Genomic DNA, 15,819 nt, shown 5'->3' with positions numbered 1-15,819 from the left:
CCGGGGACGATCCGTGCGGGGGAACGAACTTAGGTTAGCCTAACCTAAGTTAATTGAAGGGAAACCTGCTGCTCCCGTGACCGCGGTCACTTCGGCCGGGTCCGGTCAGTCGCCCGCCACCCGCAGCTGCTCCTCCGTCAGCCCCTGTCGCCAGTACCCGACGAAGGTGACCCGGCGCCGGTCGATGCCGCGCTCCCCGACGAAGTGCCGGCGCAGCTCCTTCACCCGCCCAGACTCGCCCGCGATCCACGCGTACGGGCGCTCGGCGGAGGGGAGCCGGGCCCCGCGGACGGCTTCGGTGGCCGTGTCGCCCACCACCCACTCGATCTCCGCGTCGGCGAGGGTCGCCACGTCCTGGATGTCCCCGGCGTGCGGCACCTCCAGCCAGGCGCGGACGCGTGTGGTGGCGGGGAGGGACTCGAGGATGGCGGTGGCGGCGGGTACGGCGGTCTGGTCGCCCCAGATCAGCACCAGATCCGCGTCCTGCGGGGGCCGGAAGCGGATCGCCCGGTTGTCGGCGAGGGCGGGCCCGAGCAGGATCACCCGGTCCCCGGCGCCGGCTCGCGAGGCCCAGCGGGAGGCGGGTCCGGCCGCGCAGGACGCACCCGGCCCGACACCGTGCAGCGCGAAGTCGATGTCGATCTCATCGGGGTTCCGGCGCAGTGCCCGCAGTGTGTACGACCGCATCACGGCCCGTACGTCGTCCGGGAGTTCGCGCCAGGCCTGCCACCAGCTGTCGCCCAGCTCGATGGGCACGGCGGGCTCGGTGCGGCCCTCGGCCGGGATGAACAGGGAGAGGGACTGGTCGCGCCCGTGGGAGTGGAAGTGCGCCAGGTCGTCACCGGCGAAGGTGACCCGGACCAGAGACGGACCGAGCCGCCTCGTCCGTACGACCTGGAGGGAGAAGAAACGGAACGGGGCGGCTACGGCCGTCGTCATATGAGCTCCTGAGATGGGGTCAGGAAGGGTTGTGGACGTCTGCTGGTGGTCAGCTGACCTTCTTGGCCGTCTCCAGCGCCTTGGCGAGGTTCTCGACCATCGCGACGCACTTGTCGTAGGAGAAGATCGGCTCGGGGGAGCGGGCGATGACCTGGCCGGCCTTGACCGCCGGGAGCTTCTTCCAGGTGGCCTGGGTGATGTCGGCGGGCTGGATGGTCGCCGAGCGGTCGTCCATCATGATGATGTCGGCCTTGTACTTGTCGACGTTCTCCCAGCTGAGCGACTCGTACCAGCCGCCGCCCTGCTTCTTGGCGGACTCCGGCGGCTCGACGAAGTTCACGCCGAGGGCCTTGAAGTACTCCAGGTCCACCGAGAGGTTGGTGCCGGAGACGTAGAACAGGTCCTGGGCGGCCGAGCCGGCCATCACCTTGAGGTCGGGGTGCGCCTTGGCGGCGGCGCGCAGCCGGGTGGCCGCCGCCTCGAAGCGCTTCTTGGCGTCCGTGACCTTACTGGCCGTCATGTCGGCGCCGAGCGACTCCGCAAGGGCCCAGACGCGCTGCAGCGGGACGGTGAGCTGGCGGTCGTAGGCCGAGATGCCGACGCTCGGGGCGAGCTTGGCGATCTTGTCCTTGGACTCGTCCGGGACGTACCAGAGGGTGCCGGCGCCGTCGAACATCGTGGTGATGAGGACGTCGGGGGCGAGGGCCGCGTACTTCTCGACGTTGAACTGGCCCCACTCGTTGCCGAGGACGGTCAGCTTGCTGATGTCCATGTCGCCGGCCTGGACGTCGGCCTTGCCGGCCTTGGTCTTCGTCGGGCCGAAGACGCCCTTCACGTCGATGCCGTAGTCGTACAGCGCGGCGGCGACGCCGACGAACGCGACGATGTCCGCCGGGGCCTTGTCCAGCTTCACCGTGGTCCCGCGGTCGTCCTTGAACGTCCAGGGGCCGGACTTCGCGGCCGTCGTCTCCTTGTCGGAGGAGCCACTGTTTTTGTCCTCGTCACCGCACGCGGCGAGCACGGCACCGAGACCGAGCGCGCCACCGGCGGCGAGGATGCCACGGCGGGTGGGGCGGGTGACTCTGACGTTGGACATGAGTGTGGCTGCTTTCGGACGTGCGGAAACACCGCCGGACAAGTCGTTGATTAGGTTAGCCTAACCTCAGCTCTTGTCCAGGGTCCGGGGCCTGTGAATCCCGCCGCGAGCCGCTTCGGAAGCCCCAACACGCCTGTGTCAAGCGGCTGTTGACCCGGGCCGGGTCACCGCCTCGCCAGCTCCCGCAGCCAGGTCTGGCGCGTGGCCGCGAGCACATCGGCGTCCGCCCGTTCCCAGATCCGCCCCGAGCCCACCGCGTCGAACGCGTACTCGGGGAAACGGTCCCGCACTTCGGCGAACCCCGCCTCGGGCACCGCGATCTCCAGGTCGCCGTGGGGCCGCGACCGCCCTCCGCGGAACAGGTCCAGCGCCCAACCCGCCACCACGCACCAGGGCGTGCCGACCCCGTCCAGCCGCTCCGCGACCTGCTCCGGGCGCCAGGCGTCCGCCCACCGGGCGGCCAGTTCGTCCGGGTCGACGACATCGCCACCGGGAGGCATGGGATCGGTCATCCGGCCAACGTACCGCCGCAGACGTTCACCGGCGGCTCGGGACGGTGCGCGGGCCGCCGGTCGCGTGCGGAAATGGTTCGCCGGCCACCGGCCGGTCCGGTGAGAATGTGCGGATGATCGCCGCGTCGCCCCGGGAACCCGTCGACTTCCCACGTGCCGTCACGGAGCTCGCGGCGGGGCGGCCGGCGCGGGCCGTGTGGAAGAACGAGCTCGGCGGACTGACGTTCCAGATCGGCCTCGGCGACGCACGGCAGTTCGTGAAGTGGGCGCCGGCCGGCAGCGGCCTCGACCTCGCGGCCGAGGTGGCCCGCCTGCGCTGGGCGGCGAGGTTCACCGTGGTGCCACGCGTACTTGACGAGGGCGCCGACGACACAGGGGCCTGGATCGTCACACGAGGCCTGCCGGGACGCATGGCGGTGGACGACCACTGGAAGCGCGACCCCGGCACCGCGGTACGCGCGATCGGCGCCGGGCTGCGCGCACTGCATGACTCGTTGCCCGTCGCGGACTGCCCCTTCGACTGGTCCGCCGAAAGGCGTCTGCAGGCAGTGCGGTCACGAGCGGCGGCCGGGCGGATCGATCCGGCCGACTGGCACCGGGATCTTCGGCACTTCGGCACCGTCGAGCGCGCGCTCGACGTGCTCGCCGACATCCCGGCGGCCGACCGGCTCGTCGTCTGCCACGGCGACGCCTGCGCTCCCAACACCCTGGTCGGCGACGACGGCACGTGCACGGGACATGTCGACCTCGGCGCGCTCGGTGTCGCCGACCGCTGGGCCGACCTCGCCGTCGCCACCTGGAGCACCCGGTGGAACTACGGCCCGGGCTGGGAGGAGACCCTGCTCGAAGCCTACGAAGTCGACCCGGACCGGGAGCGGATCACGTACTACCGGCTGCTGTGGGGACTCTCGGACTGACCGCCGCCCGGCACGCGTACGTCGGCGTGATCGCCTCAGCTCACCAGACCCAGCTCCCGGGCGATCAGCATCCGCTGCACCTCGCTCGTGCCCTCGCCGATCTCCAGGATCTTGGAGTCGCGCCACATCCGGGCCACCGGGTACTCGTTCATGAAGCCGTAGCCGCCGTGGATCTGGGTGGCGTCGCGGGCGTTGTCGACGGCGACGGTGGAGGAGTAGAGCTTGGCGAGGGCGGCTTCCTTCTTGAAGGGTTCGCCGGAGACGAGGCGGGAGGCCGCGTCGCGCCAGGCGAGGCGGGCCGTGTGGGCCTTCATCTCCATGTCGGCGACCTTGAACTGGATGGCCTGGTTGGCGCCGATGGGCCTGCCGAAGGCGTGCCGCTCCTTCGCGTACTTCACCGACTCGTCGACGCAGCCCTGGGCCAGGCCGGTGGCCAGCGCCGCGATCGCGATCCGGCCCTCGTCCAGGATGCGCAGGAACTGGGCGTAGCCGCGTCCCTCCTCGCCGAGGAGGTTGGCGGCGGGGACCCGGACGTCCGCGAAGGACAGCTCACGGGTGTCGGAGGCGTTCCAGCCGACCTTGGAGTAGGGGGCGGCGACCGTGAAGCCGGGGGTGCCGGACGGCACGATGATCGCGGAGATCAGCGGCTTGCCGTCGGGCTTGCGGCCGGTGACCGCGGTGACCGTCACCAACCCCGTGATGTCCGTGCCCGAGTTGGTGATGAAGCACTTGCTTCCGTTGATCACCCATTCGTCGGTGGCCGGGTCCAGACGGGCCGTGGTGCGGGTGGCGCCCGCGTCACTGCCGCCGTCGGGCTCGGTGAGGCCGAAGGCGCCCAGGATCTCCCCGGCGCAGAGCCTCGGCAGCCACTCCCGCTTCTGCTCCTCGGTGCCGAAGAGGTGGATCGGCATCGCGCCCAGCGACACCCCTGCCTCCAGGGTGATCGCCACCGACGAGTCGACGCGGGCCAGTTCCTCCAGGGCGATGCCGAGCGCCAGGTAGTCGCCGCCCATTCCGCCGTACTCCTCGGGGAACGGCAGTCCGAACAGGCCCATGCGGCCCATCTCGCGGACGATCTCGTAAGGGAACTCGTGGCGCTCGTAGAAGTCGCCGATCTTCGGCGCCACGACGTCGTGCGCGAACTCCTCCACCGTACGGCGGAGTTCTTCCAGTTCGGGGGAGAGGCGGTGGTCCATGGTCGTCACTCCTGGTGGGAGAGGGCGCGGACGGTGCGGGACGGGCTGGGTCGGCCCAGTTGTTCGGCCATCCACACGCTGGTGGCGGTGAGACGGCCGAGGTCGACTCCGGTCTCGATGCCGAGGCCCTGGAGCATCCAGACCAGGTCCTCGGTGGCGAGGTTGCCGGTGGCGGACTTGGCGTACGGGCAGCCGCCGAGCCCGCCGGCGGACGCGTCGACCGTCGTCACGCCGTGTTCCAGGGCCGCATAGGTGTTGGCGAGCGCCTGGCCGTAGGTGTCGTGGAAGTGCACGCCGATGACGTTCGTCGGCACGCCTTCCTCGTTGAGCAGGGAGAGCAGTTCGAGGACGTGGCCGGGGGTCGCGACGCCGATCGTGTCGCCGAGGCTCAGCTCGTCGCAGCCCATGTCGCGCAGCGCCCTGCAGACCCTGACCACCTGGTGGAGGGGGACGGCGCCCTCCCAGGGGTCGCCGAAGCACATCGAGACATAACCGCGGACGTGGGCGCCGGCGTCCTTCGCCTGCCGGACGACCGGGTCGAAGACGGCCAGCGACTCGTCCAGCGTGCGGTTGAGGTTGGCCTTGGCGAAGGACTCCGTGGCGCTGGCGAAGACGGCGATCCGGCGGGCGCCGAGGGCCAGTGCCCGGTCCAGGCCGCGCTGATTGGGGACCAGGACGGGGAGGGCCACCCCGGGGAGGTCGCCGACCCGAGGGAACAGGTCCTCCGCGTCGGCCAGTTGGGGCACCCACTTGGGGTGGACGAAGCTGGTCGCCTCGATCGTCGTCAGGCCCGCGTCGGCCAGCCGCCGGATGAACTCGGCCTTGACGTCGGTCGGCACGGTGGACTTCTCGTTCTGCAGTCCGTCGCGGGCGCCGACCTCGTGGATGCGGACCCGGGCGGGGAGGTCGGTCGCCGGTACGACCATGGGGAGTGTCACTGGTCCTCCTCTGCCGGGGCTGCCCCGGCTGCCGGGGCGATCACGGCCAGCACCTGGTCCATGGCGACCGTGCTGCCGGGTGTCACGTCGAGTTCGGCGACCGTGCCGGCGTGCGGGGCGGAGACGACATGCTCCATCTTCATCGCCTCCACCACCAACAGGCTCTGACCGGCCGCGACTTCGTCCCCTACGGCGACCTTCACGACGGTCACCGTGCCGGGCATCGGCGCGGTGAGGGAGTCGGCGCCGGAGTGCGCGGTGCGGCTCAGCGAGGCGGCGACCGGGTCGTGGTCGCGGACCTGCCAGGCGTCGCCGTCGCGGCCGATCCAGTCGGCGGCGCGGTGGAAGGTGTGTGTGACGCCGTCCAGCCGGAGAGCGAACCGGTGCCCGGTGTCCCGCCGTGGGGGCACGCCCCCGGACCCCCGAAGGGGTTCCTCGGTTCCGGGGAGGAGCAGTTCCGCCGCCCCGTCCGGCGTGCGGCGCACGCGGACGGTCACCGGTTCGTGGCCGGGCACCTGGAGGTGGTGCGAGGTCCAGGCCCGTCGGCCGCCGAGCCGCCAGCCGTCGGCGGCGGCGAACGGGTCCGTCCAGCCGGAGCCGCCGGCGGGCGCGATCGCGTCCTGCCGCAGCAGCGCCGCCGCCGCGTACACCTCCGCCGGCACCGTTTCCGACACCAGTCCGTCCGCCTCGCGTTCCACCAGCCCGGTGTCCAGCTCCCCTGCCACCACCGCCGGATGGGCGAGGAGCCGGCGCAGGAAGCCGGCGTTGGTCAGCACGCCCAGCGTGACCGTCTCCGCGAGGGCCGCGCGGAGCTTCCGGAGGGCGGTCTCCCGGTCCGGGCCGTACGCGATCACCTTGGACAGCATCGGGTCGTACAGGCTGCCGACCTCGGTGCCCTCGCTGAGCCCGGAGTCGGTGCGGATGCCGTCGCCCTGCGGTTCCCCCAGCAGCAGCACCGTGCCGCCGGTGGGCAGGAAGCCGCGCGCCGGGTCCTCGGCGCAGATCCGCGCCTCGACGGCGTGCCCGGTGAGCGTGATGTCGGTCTGGGCGAAGGCCAGTCGCTCACCCGCCGCCACCCGCAGCTGCCACTCCACCAGGTCGAGGCCGGTGACCAGCTCGGTGACCGGGTGCTCCACCTGGAGCCGGGTGTTCATCTCCATGAAGTAGTACGACGAGGGGTCGCCGCCCGGCACGATGAACTCCACCGTGCCCGCGCCGACGTAGCCGCACGACCGTGCCGCCTGCACCGCGGCTTCGCCCATCGACGCCCGCGTGGCCTCGTCCAGGAGCACGCTGGGCGCCTCCTCGACGACCTTCTGGTGCCGTCGCTGCAGGGAGCACTCCCGCTCCCCGAGGTGGACGACGTTCCCGTGGCCGTCGGCCAGCACCTGGATCTCGATGTGCCGGGGCCGGTCGATCCACCGTTCGACGAGGAGCGTGTCGTCGCCGAAGGAGGCGCGGGCCTCGCGGCGGGCGGCCGCGATCTCCTCGTCCAGGAGCGCCAGGTCCCGCACCAGCCGCATGCCCTTGCCGCCCCCGCCGGCGGACGGCTTGAGCAGCACAGGTGCGCCCAACTCGGTGGCCGCGTCCGTGAGTTCGGGATCACGTCCGCCCGGCACCACCGGTACCCCGGCCGCCGCCACGGTCTCCTTCGCCCGGATCTTGTCGCCCATGAGCGCGATCGCGTCGGCCGGCGGGCCGATGAACACCAGCCCCGCCTTCTCGCAGGCCCGCGCGAACCCGGCGTTCTCCGCGAGGAAGCCGTAGCCGGGGTGGACCGCCTGGGCGCCACTCGAAAGAGCCGCATCCAGCAGTCGCTCCACGGACAGATAGCTCTCGCCCGCCGGTGCCGGACCGAGCCGTACCGCCGTGTCGGCCTCCCGGACGTGCCGCGCGTCCGCGTCGGCGTCGGAGTACACGGCCACCGAGCGCACGCCCAGCGACCGCAGCGTACGGATGACCCGGACGGCGATCTCGCCCCGGTTGGCCACGAGTACGGTGTCGAACACGAGTCCCCTCCTCACATCCGGAAGACGCCGAACTGGGGGTCACCCAGGGGCGCGTTGCCACAGGCCGTCAGGGCGAGACCGAGCACCTGCCGGGTGTCGAGGGGGTCGATGACCCCGTCGTCCCAGAGGCGGGCGGTCGCGTAGTAGGCGTTGCCCTGGCGCTCGTACTGGGCGCGGACGGGCGCCTTGAAGGCCTCTTCGTCCTCGGCCGGCCAGTCCTCGCCCCGGGCCTCCAGCTGGTCCCGCTTCACCGTCGCGAGGACCGAAGCCGCCTGCTCGCCGCCCATCACCGAGATCTTGGCGTTGGGCCACATCCACAGGAAGCGGGGCGAGTAGGCCCGGCCGCACATGGAGTAGTTCCCGGCGCCGTACGAACCGCCGACCACCACCGTCAGCTTCGGCACCCGCGTGCAGGCCACGGCCGTGACCATCTTGGCGCCGTGCTTGGCGATGCCGCCGGCCTCGTAGTCCTTGCCGACCATGAAGCCGGAGATGTTCTGCAGGAACACCAGCGGGATCCCGCGCTGGTCGCACAGCTCGATGAAGTGGGCGCCCTTCTGGGCGGACTCGGAGAAGAGGATGCCGTTGTTGGCGACGATGCCGACGGGGTGGCCGTGGATCCGGGCGAAGCCGGTGACCAGGGTCTGCCCGAACTCGCTCTTGAACTCGGCGAACCGGGAGCCGTCGACGACCCGGGCGATGACCTCGCGGACGTCGTAGGGGGTGCGGGAGTCGACGGGGACGGCGCCGTAGAGGCCGTAGGGGTCGGCCTTGGGTTCGACGACCGGGGTGACCTGCCAGGGCAGGGCGCGCCGGGCCGGGAGGGTGGCGACGATGTTCCGGACGATCCTGAGGGCGTGCGCGTCGTCCTCGGCGAGGTGGTCGGTGACCCCGGAGACCCGGGAGTGCACCTCGCCGCCGCCCAGCTCCTCGGCGGTGACGACCTCACCGGTGGCGGCCTTCACCAGCGGGGGCCCGCCGAGGAAGATCGTGCCCTGGTTGCGGACGATGACGGCCTCGTCGCTCATGGCCGGGACGTACGCGCCGCCCGCCGTGCAGGAGCCGAGCACCGCCGCGATCTGCGGGATCCCCGCCCCCGACATCCGGGCCTGGTTGTAGAAGATCCGCCCGAAGTGGTCGCGGTCCGGGAAGACCTCGTCCTGCATGGGCAGGAAGGCGCCGCCGGAGTCCACGAGGTAGAGACAGGGCAGCCGGTTGTCGAGGGCCACCTCCTGCGCCCGCAGGTGCTTCTTCACGGTCATCGGGTAGTACGTGCCGCCCTTGACGGTCGCGTCGTTGGCGACGATCACGCACTCGCGCCCGCTCACCCGCCCGATCCCGGCGATCACACCGGCGGCCGGTGCCGCTCCGTCGTACATCCCCTCGGCGGCCAGGGGGGCCAGTTCCAGGAACGGGGACCCCGGATCGAGCAGGGTGTCCACCCGGTCCCTCGGCAGCAGCTTCCCGCGCGCGGTGTGCCGGGCGCGGGCCTTCTCGCCGCCGCCCAGTGCGGCCGCGGCCAGCTTGGTGCGCAGCTCCTCCACGAGGGCGCGGTGCGCCTCCTCGTTGGCCCGAAAGGCCTCCGACGCGGGGTCTGCCGCGCTCGTCAGCTCCGGTGCCTGGTCCATGCCGCGATCCCCTCACCTTGTTAATGAGCGTTAACGCATTTCCCTCAGGTTAACGACCGCTAACCTCCCTGTCTAGAATTGCCTTCATGGTCACGAGAACCGACGCCCCGAGCCGTCGCGAGCAGATCCTCAAGGAGGCCGCCCGGCTGTTCGCCGAGCGCGGCTTCCACGGTGTCGGCGTCGACGAGATAGGCGCCGCGGTCGGCATCAGCGGGCCCGGTCTCTACCGGCACTTCGCGGGCAAGGACGCGATGCTCGCGGAGCTGCTGGTCGGGATCAGCGGGCAGCTGCTGACGGGGGCGAAGCGGCGCCTGGCGGAGGCCGACGGGGTCCCCGCCGCGGAGGTCCTCGACTCCCTCATCGAGGGCCATATCGACTTCGCCCTCGACGACCGCCCACTGATCACCCTGCACGACCGGGAGCTGGACCGCTTGCGCGACAGCGACCGCAAGCTCGTCCGCCAGCTCCAGCGGCAGTACGTCGAGTTGTGGGTGGAGGTCCTGCGGGGGGTCCACCCGACCCTGTCGGAGCCCGCCGCCCGCTCGGCCGTCCACTCGGTCTTCGGCCTGCTGAACTCGACCCCGCATTTGGGCCGACCGGGTTCCCTGCCGGGCCGCGCGGCGACGGCGACCCTGCTGCACCGGATGGCGAAGGGGGCGTTCGGGGCCGCGGCGGGGGAGTGACGAGCGTTACGCCCGTCCTGGCTCCCGCACCCTGGACCCATCCGCCTACCCGCCGGTACGGTGATGTTCTGAGCAAGCGCTTAGACAGATGGACGTGCCTGGAGGTGGCGGCGTGCGCCGTACGTTGTTCAACGAGGATCACGAGGCGTTCCGGGAGACCATCCGCGCCTTCATCGAGGCCGAGGTCGTACCGGTGTACGACGAGTGGTTCGCGGCGGGCCAGGCGCCCCGCGACTTCTACTACAAGCTCGCCGAGCTCGGCGTCTTCGGCATCCGCGTCGACGAGGAGTACGGCGGCGCCGGCATCGACTCCTACAAGTTCGAGGCCGTCCTGTACGAGGAGACCGCCCGCGCGGGCGTCGCGTTCGGCGGCTCCGGTGTGCACGTGCTGCTCGGCCTGCCGTACCTCAAGCTGCTGGCGACGGACGAGCAGAAGAAGCGGTACCTGCCGAAGTTCGTCTCCGGCGAGGAGATGTGGGCCATCGCGATGACCGAGCCGGGCACCGGCTCCGACCTCGCGGGCATGAAGACCACCGCCAAGCTCAGCGAGGACGGCACGCACTACGTCCTCAACGGCGCCAAGACCTTCATCACCGGCGGTGTGCACGCCGACCGCATGATCGTCTGCGCCCGCACCTCCGCGCCCTCCGCCGAGGACCGCCGGCACGGCATCTCCCTCTTCGTCGTGGACACCAAGGCCGAGGGCTACTCGGTCGGCCGCAAGCTCGACAAGCTGGGCCTGAAGACCTCCGACACCGCCGAGCTCGCGTTCGTCGACGTCAAGGTCCCCGTCGAGGACCTCCTCGGCGAGGAGAACAAGGGCTTCTACTACCTCGGCCACAACCTCGCCTCCGAGCGCTGGGGCATCGCCTTCGGCGCCTACGCCCAGGCCAAGGCCGCCATACGGTTCGCCAAGCAGTACGTCCAGGACCGCGTCGTCTTCGGCCAGCCCGTCGCCGCCTTCCAGAACACCAAGTTCGAGCTGGCCGCCTGCCAGGCCGAGGTGGACGCGGCCGAGGCCGTCGTCGACCGCGCCACGGAGGCTCTCGACGCCGGTGAGCTGACCCCGGCGGAGGCCGCCAGCGCCAAGCTGTTCACCACCGAGGTCGCCCACCGCGTGATCGACCGCTGCCTCCAGCTGCACGGCGGCTACGGCTTCATGAACGAGTACCCGATCGCCCGCCTGTACGCGGACAACCGCGTCAACCGCATCTACGGTGGCACCAGCGAGATCATGAAGACGATCATCGCGAAGGACATGGGCCTGTAAGGCTCCCGCAATTACCGGCCAGTAGAAAAGGTGCCATGAACCAGGCACTGAACGATCTCCTCGATCTGCTCGACCTGGAGCAGATCGAGGAGAACATCTTCCGCGGCCAGTCCCGGTCCGCCGTCGTCCCGCGCGTGTTCGGCGGGCAGGTCGCGGCCCAGGCGCTGGTCGCCGCCGGGCGCACCGTCCCGGCGGACCGGCACGCCCACTCGCTGCACGCGTACTTCCTGCGCCCCGGCGACCCGGGCGCGCCCATCGTCTACACCGTCGAGCGCATCCGCGACGGCCGCTCCTTCACCACGCGGCGCGCGGTCGCCGTCCAGCACGGCCGGCCGATCTTCGCCCTCTCGGCGTCCTTCCAGACGTTCGAGGAGGGCCTCGACCACCAGGCCCCGATGCCGGCCGCGCCCGACCCGGAGACCCTGCCCACCTCGGCGGAGCGCTTCCGCGGTTACGACCACCTGGACCCGGTCGTCGTCGGGAAGTTCCTGGAGGCCCGCGAGGCGATCGACCTGCGGTACGTCGAGGAGCCGCCGTTCGGCAAGTACGGCGAGCCGCGCGAGCCGCACAGCCAGGTCTGGTTCCGCACCAACGGCAAGCTCGACGACGACCCGCTGCTGCATGTCGTCCTCGCCACGTACGTCTCCGACATGACCCTCCTCGACTCCGTCCTGCTCGCGCACGGCCGCGGCGGCTGGGCCGTCGGGGACGTGGTGGGCGCCTCGCTCGACCACGCCATGTGGTTCCACCGGCCGTTCCGTGCCGACGAGTGGCTGCTGTACGACCAGGAGTCCCCGTCGGCCCACGGCGGCCGCGGCCTCGGCCAGGCACGGATCTACACCCAGGACGGTTCACTGGCCATTTCCGTGATCCAGGAGGGTGTCGTCCGCGTCCCCCGGGAAAACTGAGGGGCGTGACGGAAGCAGGGACACAGAACGGCGGCGGCGAGAGCACCCTCACGGTGATCGTCGCCGCCGCGGCCAACCTCGGGATCGCCCTCGCCAAGGCGGTCGCCGGGGTGATCAGCGGCTCCAGCGCGATGCTCTCCGAGGCGGCCCGCGTCGAGGCACCGTTCAAGCGTTACCTCCGGTACAGCCCCGACACCGCCGTGAAGGCCGTGGTGATGGAGGACTCGGCCGCGCTCGTCGGCCTGGTGCTCGCGGCCGGCGGCCTGCTCGGCGGCCAGCTCACCGGCTCCGGCGCCTGGGACGGCCTCGCCTCCCTCCTCATCGGCCTGCTCCTGCTGTACGTCGCCTGGGTGCTGGGCCGGTCCAACGCCGAGCTCCTCATCGGACGGCCGCTGCCGAAGTCCGTACGGGAGCGGATCCGCGCGGAGCTGCTGGAGTCCGAGCACATCGTGGCCGTACTGGAGCTGACCACGCTGGTGCAGGGGCCGCACGAGGCGCTGGTCGCCGCCAAGGTGGACTTCCGGGACGTGTCGACGGCGGCCGAGATCGGGTGGGCGTGCGAGCGGGCCGAGCAGCGGCTGCGGGCCGCGTTCCCCGCGATCGGACGTGTGTATCTGGACCCGACTCCGGGGCCTGTGAGCTCGGGGGATGACGGTCGGTGATCGTCCGGGGTGCCGTCCGGCTTGTCCAAGATTAAGCTCTATGAGTGAAATGCCGCACAGTGCATGTGCCGCATAGCGGACGTGCCGCGTAGCGGACGTAAGTCCGGCAGAAAGGTATTTCCCATGCGAGTACAGCGCGCGAGGCGTCTCGCCGCGATGTCCGCCGCCGGCCTGCTGCTGGCCGGTGGTGCCGCGATCGGCGCCGCGGGTCCCGCTTCGGCGGCCCCCGCCTCTCACCAGACGGTCGTCACCGGCGGCTTCGGCTGCAACTCCCGGTTCGGCGGGTTCAACAACGGCTGCGGTTTCCGCAACTTCGGGTTCGTCGGCGTCGTTCCTGTCGTCCCCGTCGTGGTCGTCCCCACCGTCGTCACCGGCGGATTCGGCGGGTTCGGCGGCTTCGGCGGCTTCGGCGGACTCGGCTTCAACGGGTTCGGCTTCGGCTGAGCGGGCCGAGCGTCAACAGACCAGCAACTGAGGGTCTAGGGCCAGGCCACGATGTGCGGCTCCCGCTTGCGGGGGCCGCACATCGGTACGGCGGGCGGGTACGTCGGACCGGTCCGACGCACCGGCCCGTCAGACCAGTCCCGCCTCGGCCAGCAGATAGGCGGTCAGCGGGTCGTAGTACCGCGGGCTCAGCACATGGTCGTCGAGCGGTACGGCCACCTGGAGGGTGCCCTCCGCCTCGGCGAGGAACAGCGCCGGGTCGTTGCAGTCGGCGTAGCCGACCGAGTCCAGGCCCGCCTGCGCCGCGTACCCCGCCCAGCCGTGGTCGGCGACGACCAGGTCGGGCAGCGGACGGCCCTCGCGCTCCAGTCCGCCGAGGATCGCCTTCATCGGCTCCCCGGAGTGGGTGTGCCACAGCGTCGCCCCGTGCTCCAGCACCGCCACGTCGGCGAACTGCATGACGTAACCCTCGTCCGTCTGCAGCCCGTCCGGGATGACCACGATCTCGCAGCCCGCGGTGCGCAGCGCGGCCGCCGTCGCCCGGTGCACATCCAGCAGCCCGCCCGGGTGACCGGTCGCGAACAGCACCCGCTGCCGCCCCTCGGCCGCCTTGCGTAGCCGGGCCGCCAGCCGCTCCAGACCGTCCACGGTCAGCTCGGGGTCGATGGTGTCCTGGCCGTACCGGTACTCGGCGTCGTCGTTCACCCCGACCCGCTCGGCCATCACGGCCAGTACGTCCTGCTCGTCGCTCCAGCGGTCGCCGAGTTCCAGTCCCAGCCACCAGTTGCGCTCGCCGTTGGCCAGCTTGCGGTAGTGGAGCAGGTTGTTCTCGCGGGGCGTGGCGACATCGCCCGCGATACGGGTCTTCACAAGGTGCTCGACGAGCTCGGCGCGGCTGGGTGTCCCGGGTATCGGCATGGCCCCATTGTGGGGCAGGGCGCTGTGCGATTCCCCTGCGTATCGCGCGCTGGGACGTGGGTCACTCACTCCTGACGGAGTGCGAACCACAGCTCCATCCGCACGTCCGGGTCGTCGAGTTCGGCGCCGAGGAGTGCCGCGCAGCGGGCGATGCGCTGCCGCACGGTGTTGCGGTGCACGGCCAGCGCGACCGCCGTGCGGTCCCAACTGCCGTGCAGGGAGAGCCAGGTGCGCAGGGTCTCGGTGAGGGCGGGATGTTCGGCGAGGGGGGCGAGCAGGGTGCGGGCGTGCGCCTCTGCCTCCCGGCGGGGGACCAGGTCGGTGAGGGCGGGGCGGGTCCCGTGCCGCAGCAGGGGTTCGCGGGTGGCGCGGGCACGGGCCAGGGTGCGGGCCGCGTGGGTGTCGGCGAGCGCCAACTGCTCCGGGGGGACCGCGTCGCTGACGCCGAGGGTCCAGCCGGGCTGGGGTCCGGGTTCGCGGTCTGCGGGGACCAGGACGCGTACGACTTCCCCTGCGGGGTCGATGAGAGTCGAGCCCAGTGCGGCGCCCAGTGCGGTGGCGGCCAGGAGGTCGGGCGGGTGCGGGTGGTTCGTGGCTGGTCGCGCCCCGCGGCGGAGCCGCATATCGACAGGGCCCCGTGCCCCTGGGCTGGCAATGTTCCGCTGCTCGATCGCACAGGCATGTACGACGAACCACTGGTCCACTTTGCCCAGTAGCGGTGCCACCTCCTCCGGTGTGCCGCCCAGCAGGAGTCGTACCAGGGCGCTGGTGCGGGCCGCGCCCGAGCCGCTCTGCTGCTCTCCTGTGAGGAGGGTGAGCAGGACCGCCGCCACCGAGGCGATGGTGTGGTCGCCCGGTTCGCGGGCCGGGGTGGCCACCCCGAGGGCGAAGCCGGTGCCGAGGGCGTAGGCCGCGAGGTGGGTGCTGGCGGTGGCGTGGGTGGCGGAGGTGGGGGTGCCGGGGCCGGAGGGGCGTACGACCTCCGCCAGCTCGGTCAGGGCGACGCGCACCGGCGCTTCCGGCTCGCGGCCCGCCGACGCGATCTCCGTGCCCTCCGGGCCGTACAGCGCCGTCCAGCCGCCGAGGCGGGCGGCAAGCTGGCGCAGGACCGAGGGGACCGGGTCGGGGCGGGCGGCGGCTGCCGCGAGGCTCTGCTGGGCCTCGGTGACCCGGCGCAGCTCGGCCGTGCGGGCCTGGGCCAGCAGCTGCCAGACCGCGCGGGCGACGGCGGAGAACTTGGTCTGCGGCGGGACCTCGATGAGCGGCAGGTCGTAGGTGTCGCAGGCGGCGACCAGGGCGCGCGGGACCGTGTCGTGCACGGGCGCGACGCCGAAGCCGAGGGCGGCGCCGCCCGCCGCGACGATCCGGGAGACATAGTCGTCGAAGTAGGTGCCCGAGCCGGCCGCCTCCGGGATGTGCACCCCGGCCGTCAGCAGCAGCTCGCCGCCCAGCAGATACGGGTACGGGTCGGCCATCTCCGAGGTGTGCGCCGCGTGGATCACCAGGGAGGGGTCACAGGGCCCGGCGATCTGGCGCAGGGCGAGGTCCTCGCGGGCCAGGAGAGCCGCGAGGGGCACGGCGGGCGTGGGGGGCGTGGGGGGAACAGCGGGCTCCGGCATGGTGTGCGTTTCCTTCATCCCGCATGGATCGAATGGATGAAACGTACACTTCGCAGTTGCCTTTCGGCCACCTAGTGTCG

Annotated in this window: 15 protein-coding genes; 6 read left to right on the top strand and 9 right to left on the bottom strand. The window is 71.6% G+C overall.

Going from position 1 to position 15,819, the window contains the following annotated elements:
• Positions 1 to 105: 105 nt before the first annotated feature.
• From ACIRR9_RS17065 to ACIRR9_RS17055, 3 genes are all read right to left on the bottom strand, one after another.
• Entirely contained in the window at positions 106 to 939 is an 834-nt protein-coding gene (locus ACIRR9_RS17065; protein ID WP_403751944.1) for a siderophore-interacting protein, read from the bottom strand.
• A 49-nt stretch (positions 940 to 988) separates the two neighbouring features.
• On the bottom strand, positions 989 to 2,035 hold the full coding sequence (locus ACIRR9_RS17060; RefSeq protein ID WP_403751942.1) for an ABC transporter substrate-binding protein: 1,047 nt from the start codon (positions 2,033 to 2,035) through the stop codon (positions 989 to 991).
• Positions 2,036 to 2,199: 164 nt separating this feature from the next.
• Positions 2,200 to 2,547 (bottom strand): nucleotidyltransferase domain-containing protein, encoded by a 348-nt coding sequence (locus tag ACIRR9_RS17055; protein ID WP_403751940.1) that lies wholly within the window; start codon positions 2,545 to 2,547, stop codon positions 2,200 to 2,202.
• A gap of 113 nt (positions 2,548 to 2,660) precedes the next feature.
• Here ACIRR9_RS17055 and ACIRR9_RS17050 point away from each other — a divergent pair, with 113 nt between their 5' ends.
• On the top strand, positions 2,661 to 3,464 hold the full coding sequence (locus ACIRR9_RS17050) for an aminoglycoside 3'-phosphotransferase (protein WP_403751938.1): 804 nt from the start codon (positions 2,661 to 2,663) through the stop codon (positions 3,462 to 3,464).
• Positions 3,465 to 3,499: 35 nt separating this feature from the next.
• Here ACIRR9_RS17050 and ACIRR9_RS17045 read toward each other — a convergent pair whose 3' ends face one another.
• From ACIRR9_RS17045 to ACIRR9_RS17030, 4 genes are read right to left on the bottom strand one after another with little or no spacing between them, the layout of a single operon-like run.
• Positions 3,500 to 4,660 (bottom strand): acyl-CoA dehydrogenase family protein, encoded by a 1,161-nt coding sequence (locus tag ACIRR9_RS17045; RefSeq protein ID WP_365344151.1) that lies wholly within the window; start codon positions 4,658 to 4,660, stop codon positions 3,500 to 3,502.
• 5 nt (positions 4,661 to 4,665) lie between these two features.
• Complete coding sequence (locus ACIRR9_RS17040) at positions 4,666 to 5,586, bottom strand: hydroxymethylglutaryl-CoA lyase (protein ID WP_403752321.1); 921 nt, start codon at positions 5,584 to 5,586, stop codon at positions 4,666 to 4,668.
• Positions 5,587 to 5,594: 8 nt separating this feature from the next.
• Positions 5,595 to 7,607, bottom strand: a complete 2,013-nt coding sequence (locus ACIRR9_RS17035; protein WP_403751936.1) for an acetyl/propionyl/methylcrotonyl-CoA carboxylase subunit alpha — start codon at positions 7,605 to 7,607, stop codon at positions 5,595 to 5,597.
• Positions 7,608 to 7,618: 11 nt separating this feature from the next.
• On the bottom strand, positions 7,619 to 9,235 hold the full coding sequence (locus ACIRR9_RS17030) for a carboxyl transferase domain-containing protein (protein WP_365344146.1): 1,617 nt from the start codon (positions 9,233 to 9,235) through the stop codon (positions 7,619 to 7,621).
• An 86-nt stretch (positions 9,236 to 9,321) separates the two neighbouring features.
• On the opposite strand from ACIRR9_RS17030, the gene ACIRR9_RS17025 reads away from it, so the two are divergent.
• The 5 genes from ACIRR9_RS17025 (at position 9,322) to ACIRR9_RS17005 (ending at position 13,202) form a co-directional block, all read left to right on the top strand.
• Entirely contained in the window at positions 9,322 to 9,918 is a 597-nt protein-coding gene (locus ACIRR9_RS17025; RefSeq protein WP_403751933.1) for a TetR/AcrR family transcriptional regulator, read from the top strand.
• Between the two features lie 112 nt (positions 9,919 to 10,030).
• Positions 10,031 to 11,188 carry an acyl-CoA dehydrogenase family protein gene (locus tag ACIRR9_RS17020; RefSeq protein WP_365344142.1) on the top strand — a complete coding sequence of 386 codons (1,158 nt, stop codon included), beginning with the start codon at positions 10,031 to 10,033 and terminating at the stop codon, positions 11,186 to 11,188.
• Positions 11,189 to 11,223: 35 nt separating this feature from the next.
• Positions 11,224 to 12,096 (top strand): acyl-CoA thioesterase, encoded by an 873-nt coding sequence (locus ACIRR9_RS17015; RefSeq protein ID WP_403751931.1) that lies wholly within the window; start codon positions 11,224 to 11,226, stop codon positions 12,094 to 12,096.
• 5 nt (positions 12,097 to 12,101) lie between these two features.
• Positions 12,102 to 12,758 (top strand): hypothetical protein, encoded by a 657-nt coding sequence (locus ACIRR9_RS17010; protein ID WP_403751929.1) that lies wholly within the window; start codon positions 12,102 to 12,104, stop codon positions 12,756 to 12,758.
• Positions 12,759 to 12,881: 123 nt separating this feature from the next.
• A complete protein-coding gene (locus ACIRR9_RS17005; RefSeq protein WP_403751928.1) occupies positions 12,882 to 13,202 on the top strand; it encodes a hypothetical protein in 321 nt (106 codons plus the stop codon).
• A gap of 129 nt (positions 13,203 to 13,331) precedes the next feature.
• Here ACIRR9_RS17005 and ACIRR9_RS17000 read toward each other — a convergent pair whose 3' ends face one another.
• Together ACIRR9_RS17000 and ACIRR9_RS16995 are read right to left on the bottom strand one after the other, a co-directional pair.
• The gene (locus ACIRR9_RS17000) at positions 13,332 to 14,120 is read right to left on the bottom strand and encodes a phosphatase (RefSeq protein ID WP_403751926.1); all 789 of its coding nucleotides are present in this window, start codon (positions 14,118 to 14,120) and stop codon (positions 13,332 to 13,334) included.
• Between the two features lie 65 nt (positions 14,121 to 14,185).
• Positions 14,186 to 15,739, bottom strand: coding sequence for a helix-turn-helix domain-containing protein (locus ACIRR9_RS16995; RefSeq protein WP_403751924.1), 1,554 nt, complete (start codon positions 15,737 to 15,739; stop codon positions 14,186 to 14,188).
• Positions 15,740 to 15,819 lie beyond the last annotated feature (80 nt).

Source organism: Streptomyces sp. NPDC101234 (assembly GCF_044767525.1).
Taxonomy (GTDB): domain Bacteria; phylum Actinomycetota; class Actinomycetes; order Streptomycetales; family Streptomycetaceae; genus Streptomyces; species Streptomyces sasae.
The sequence above is the reverse complement of the archived record's forward strand: the minus strand, read 5'-3'. Positions and strand labels throughout refer to the sequence as shown.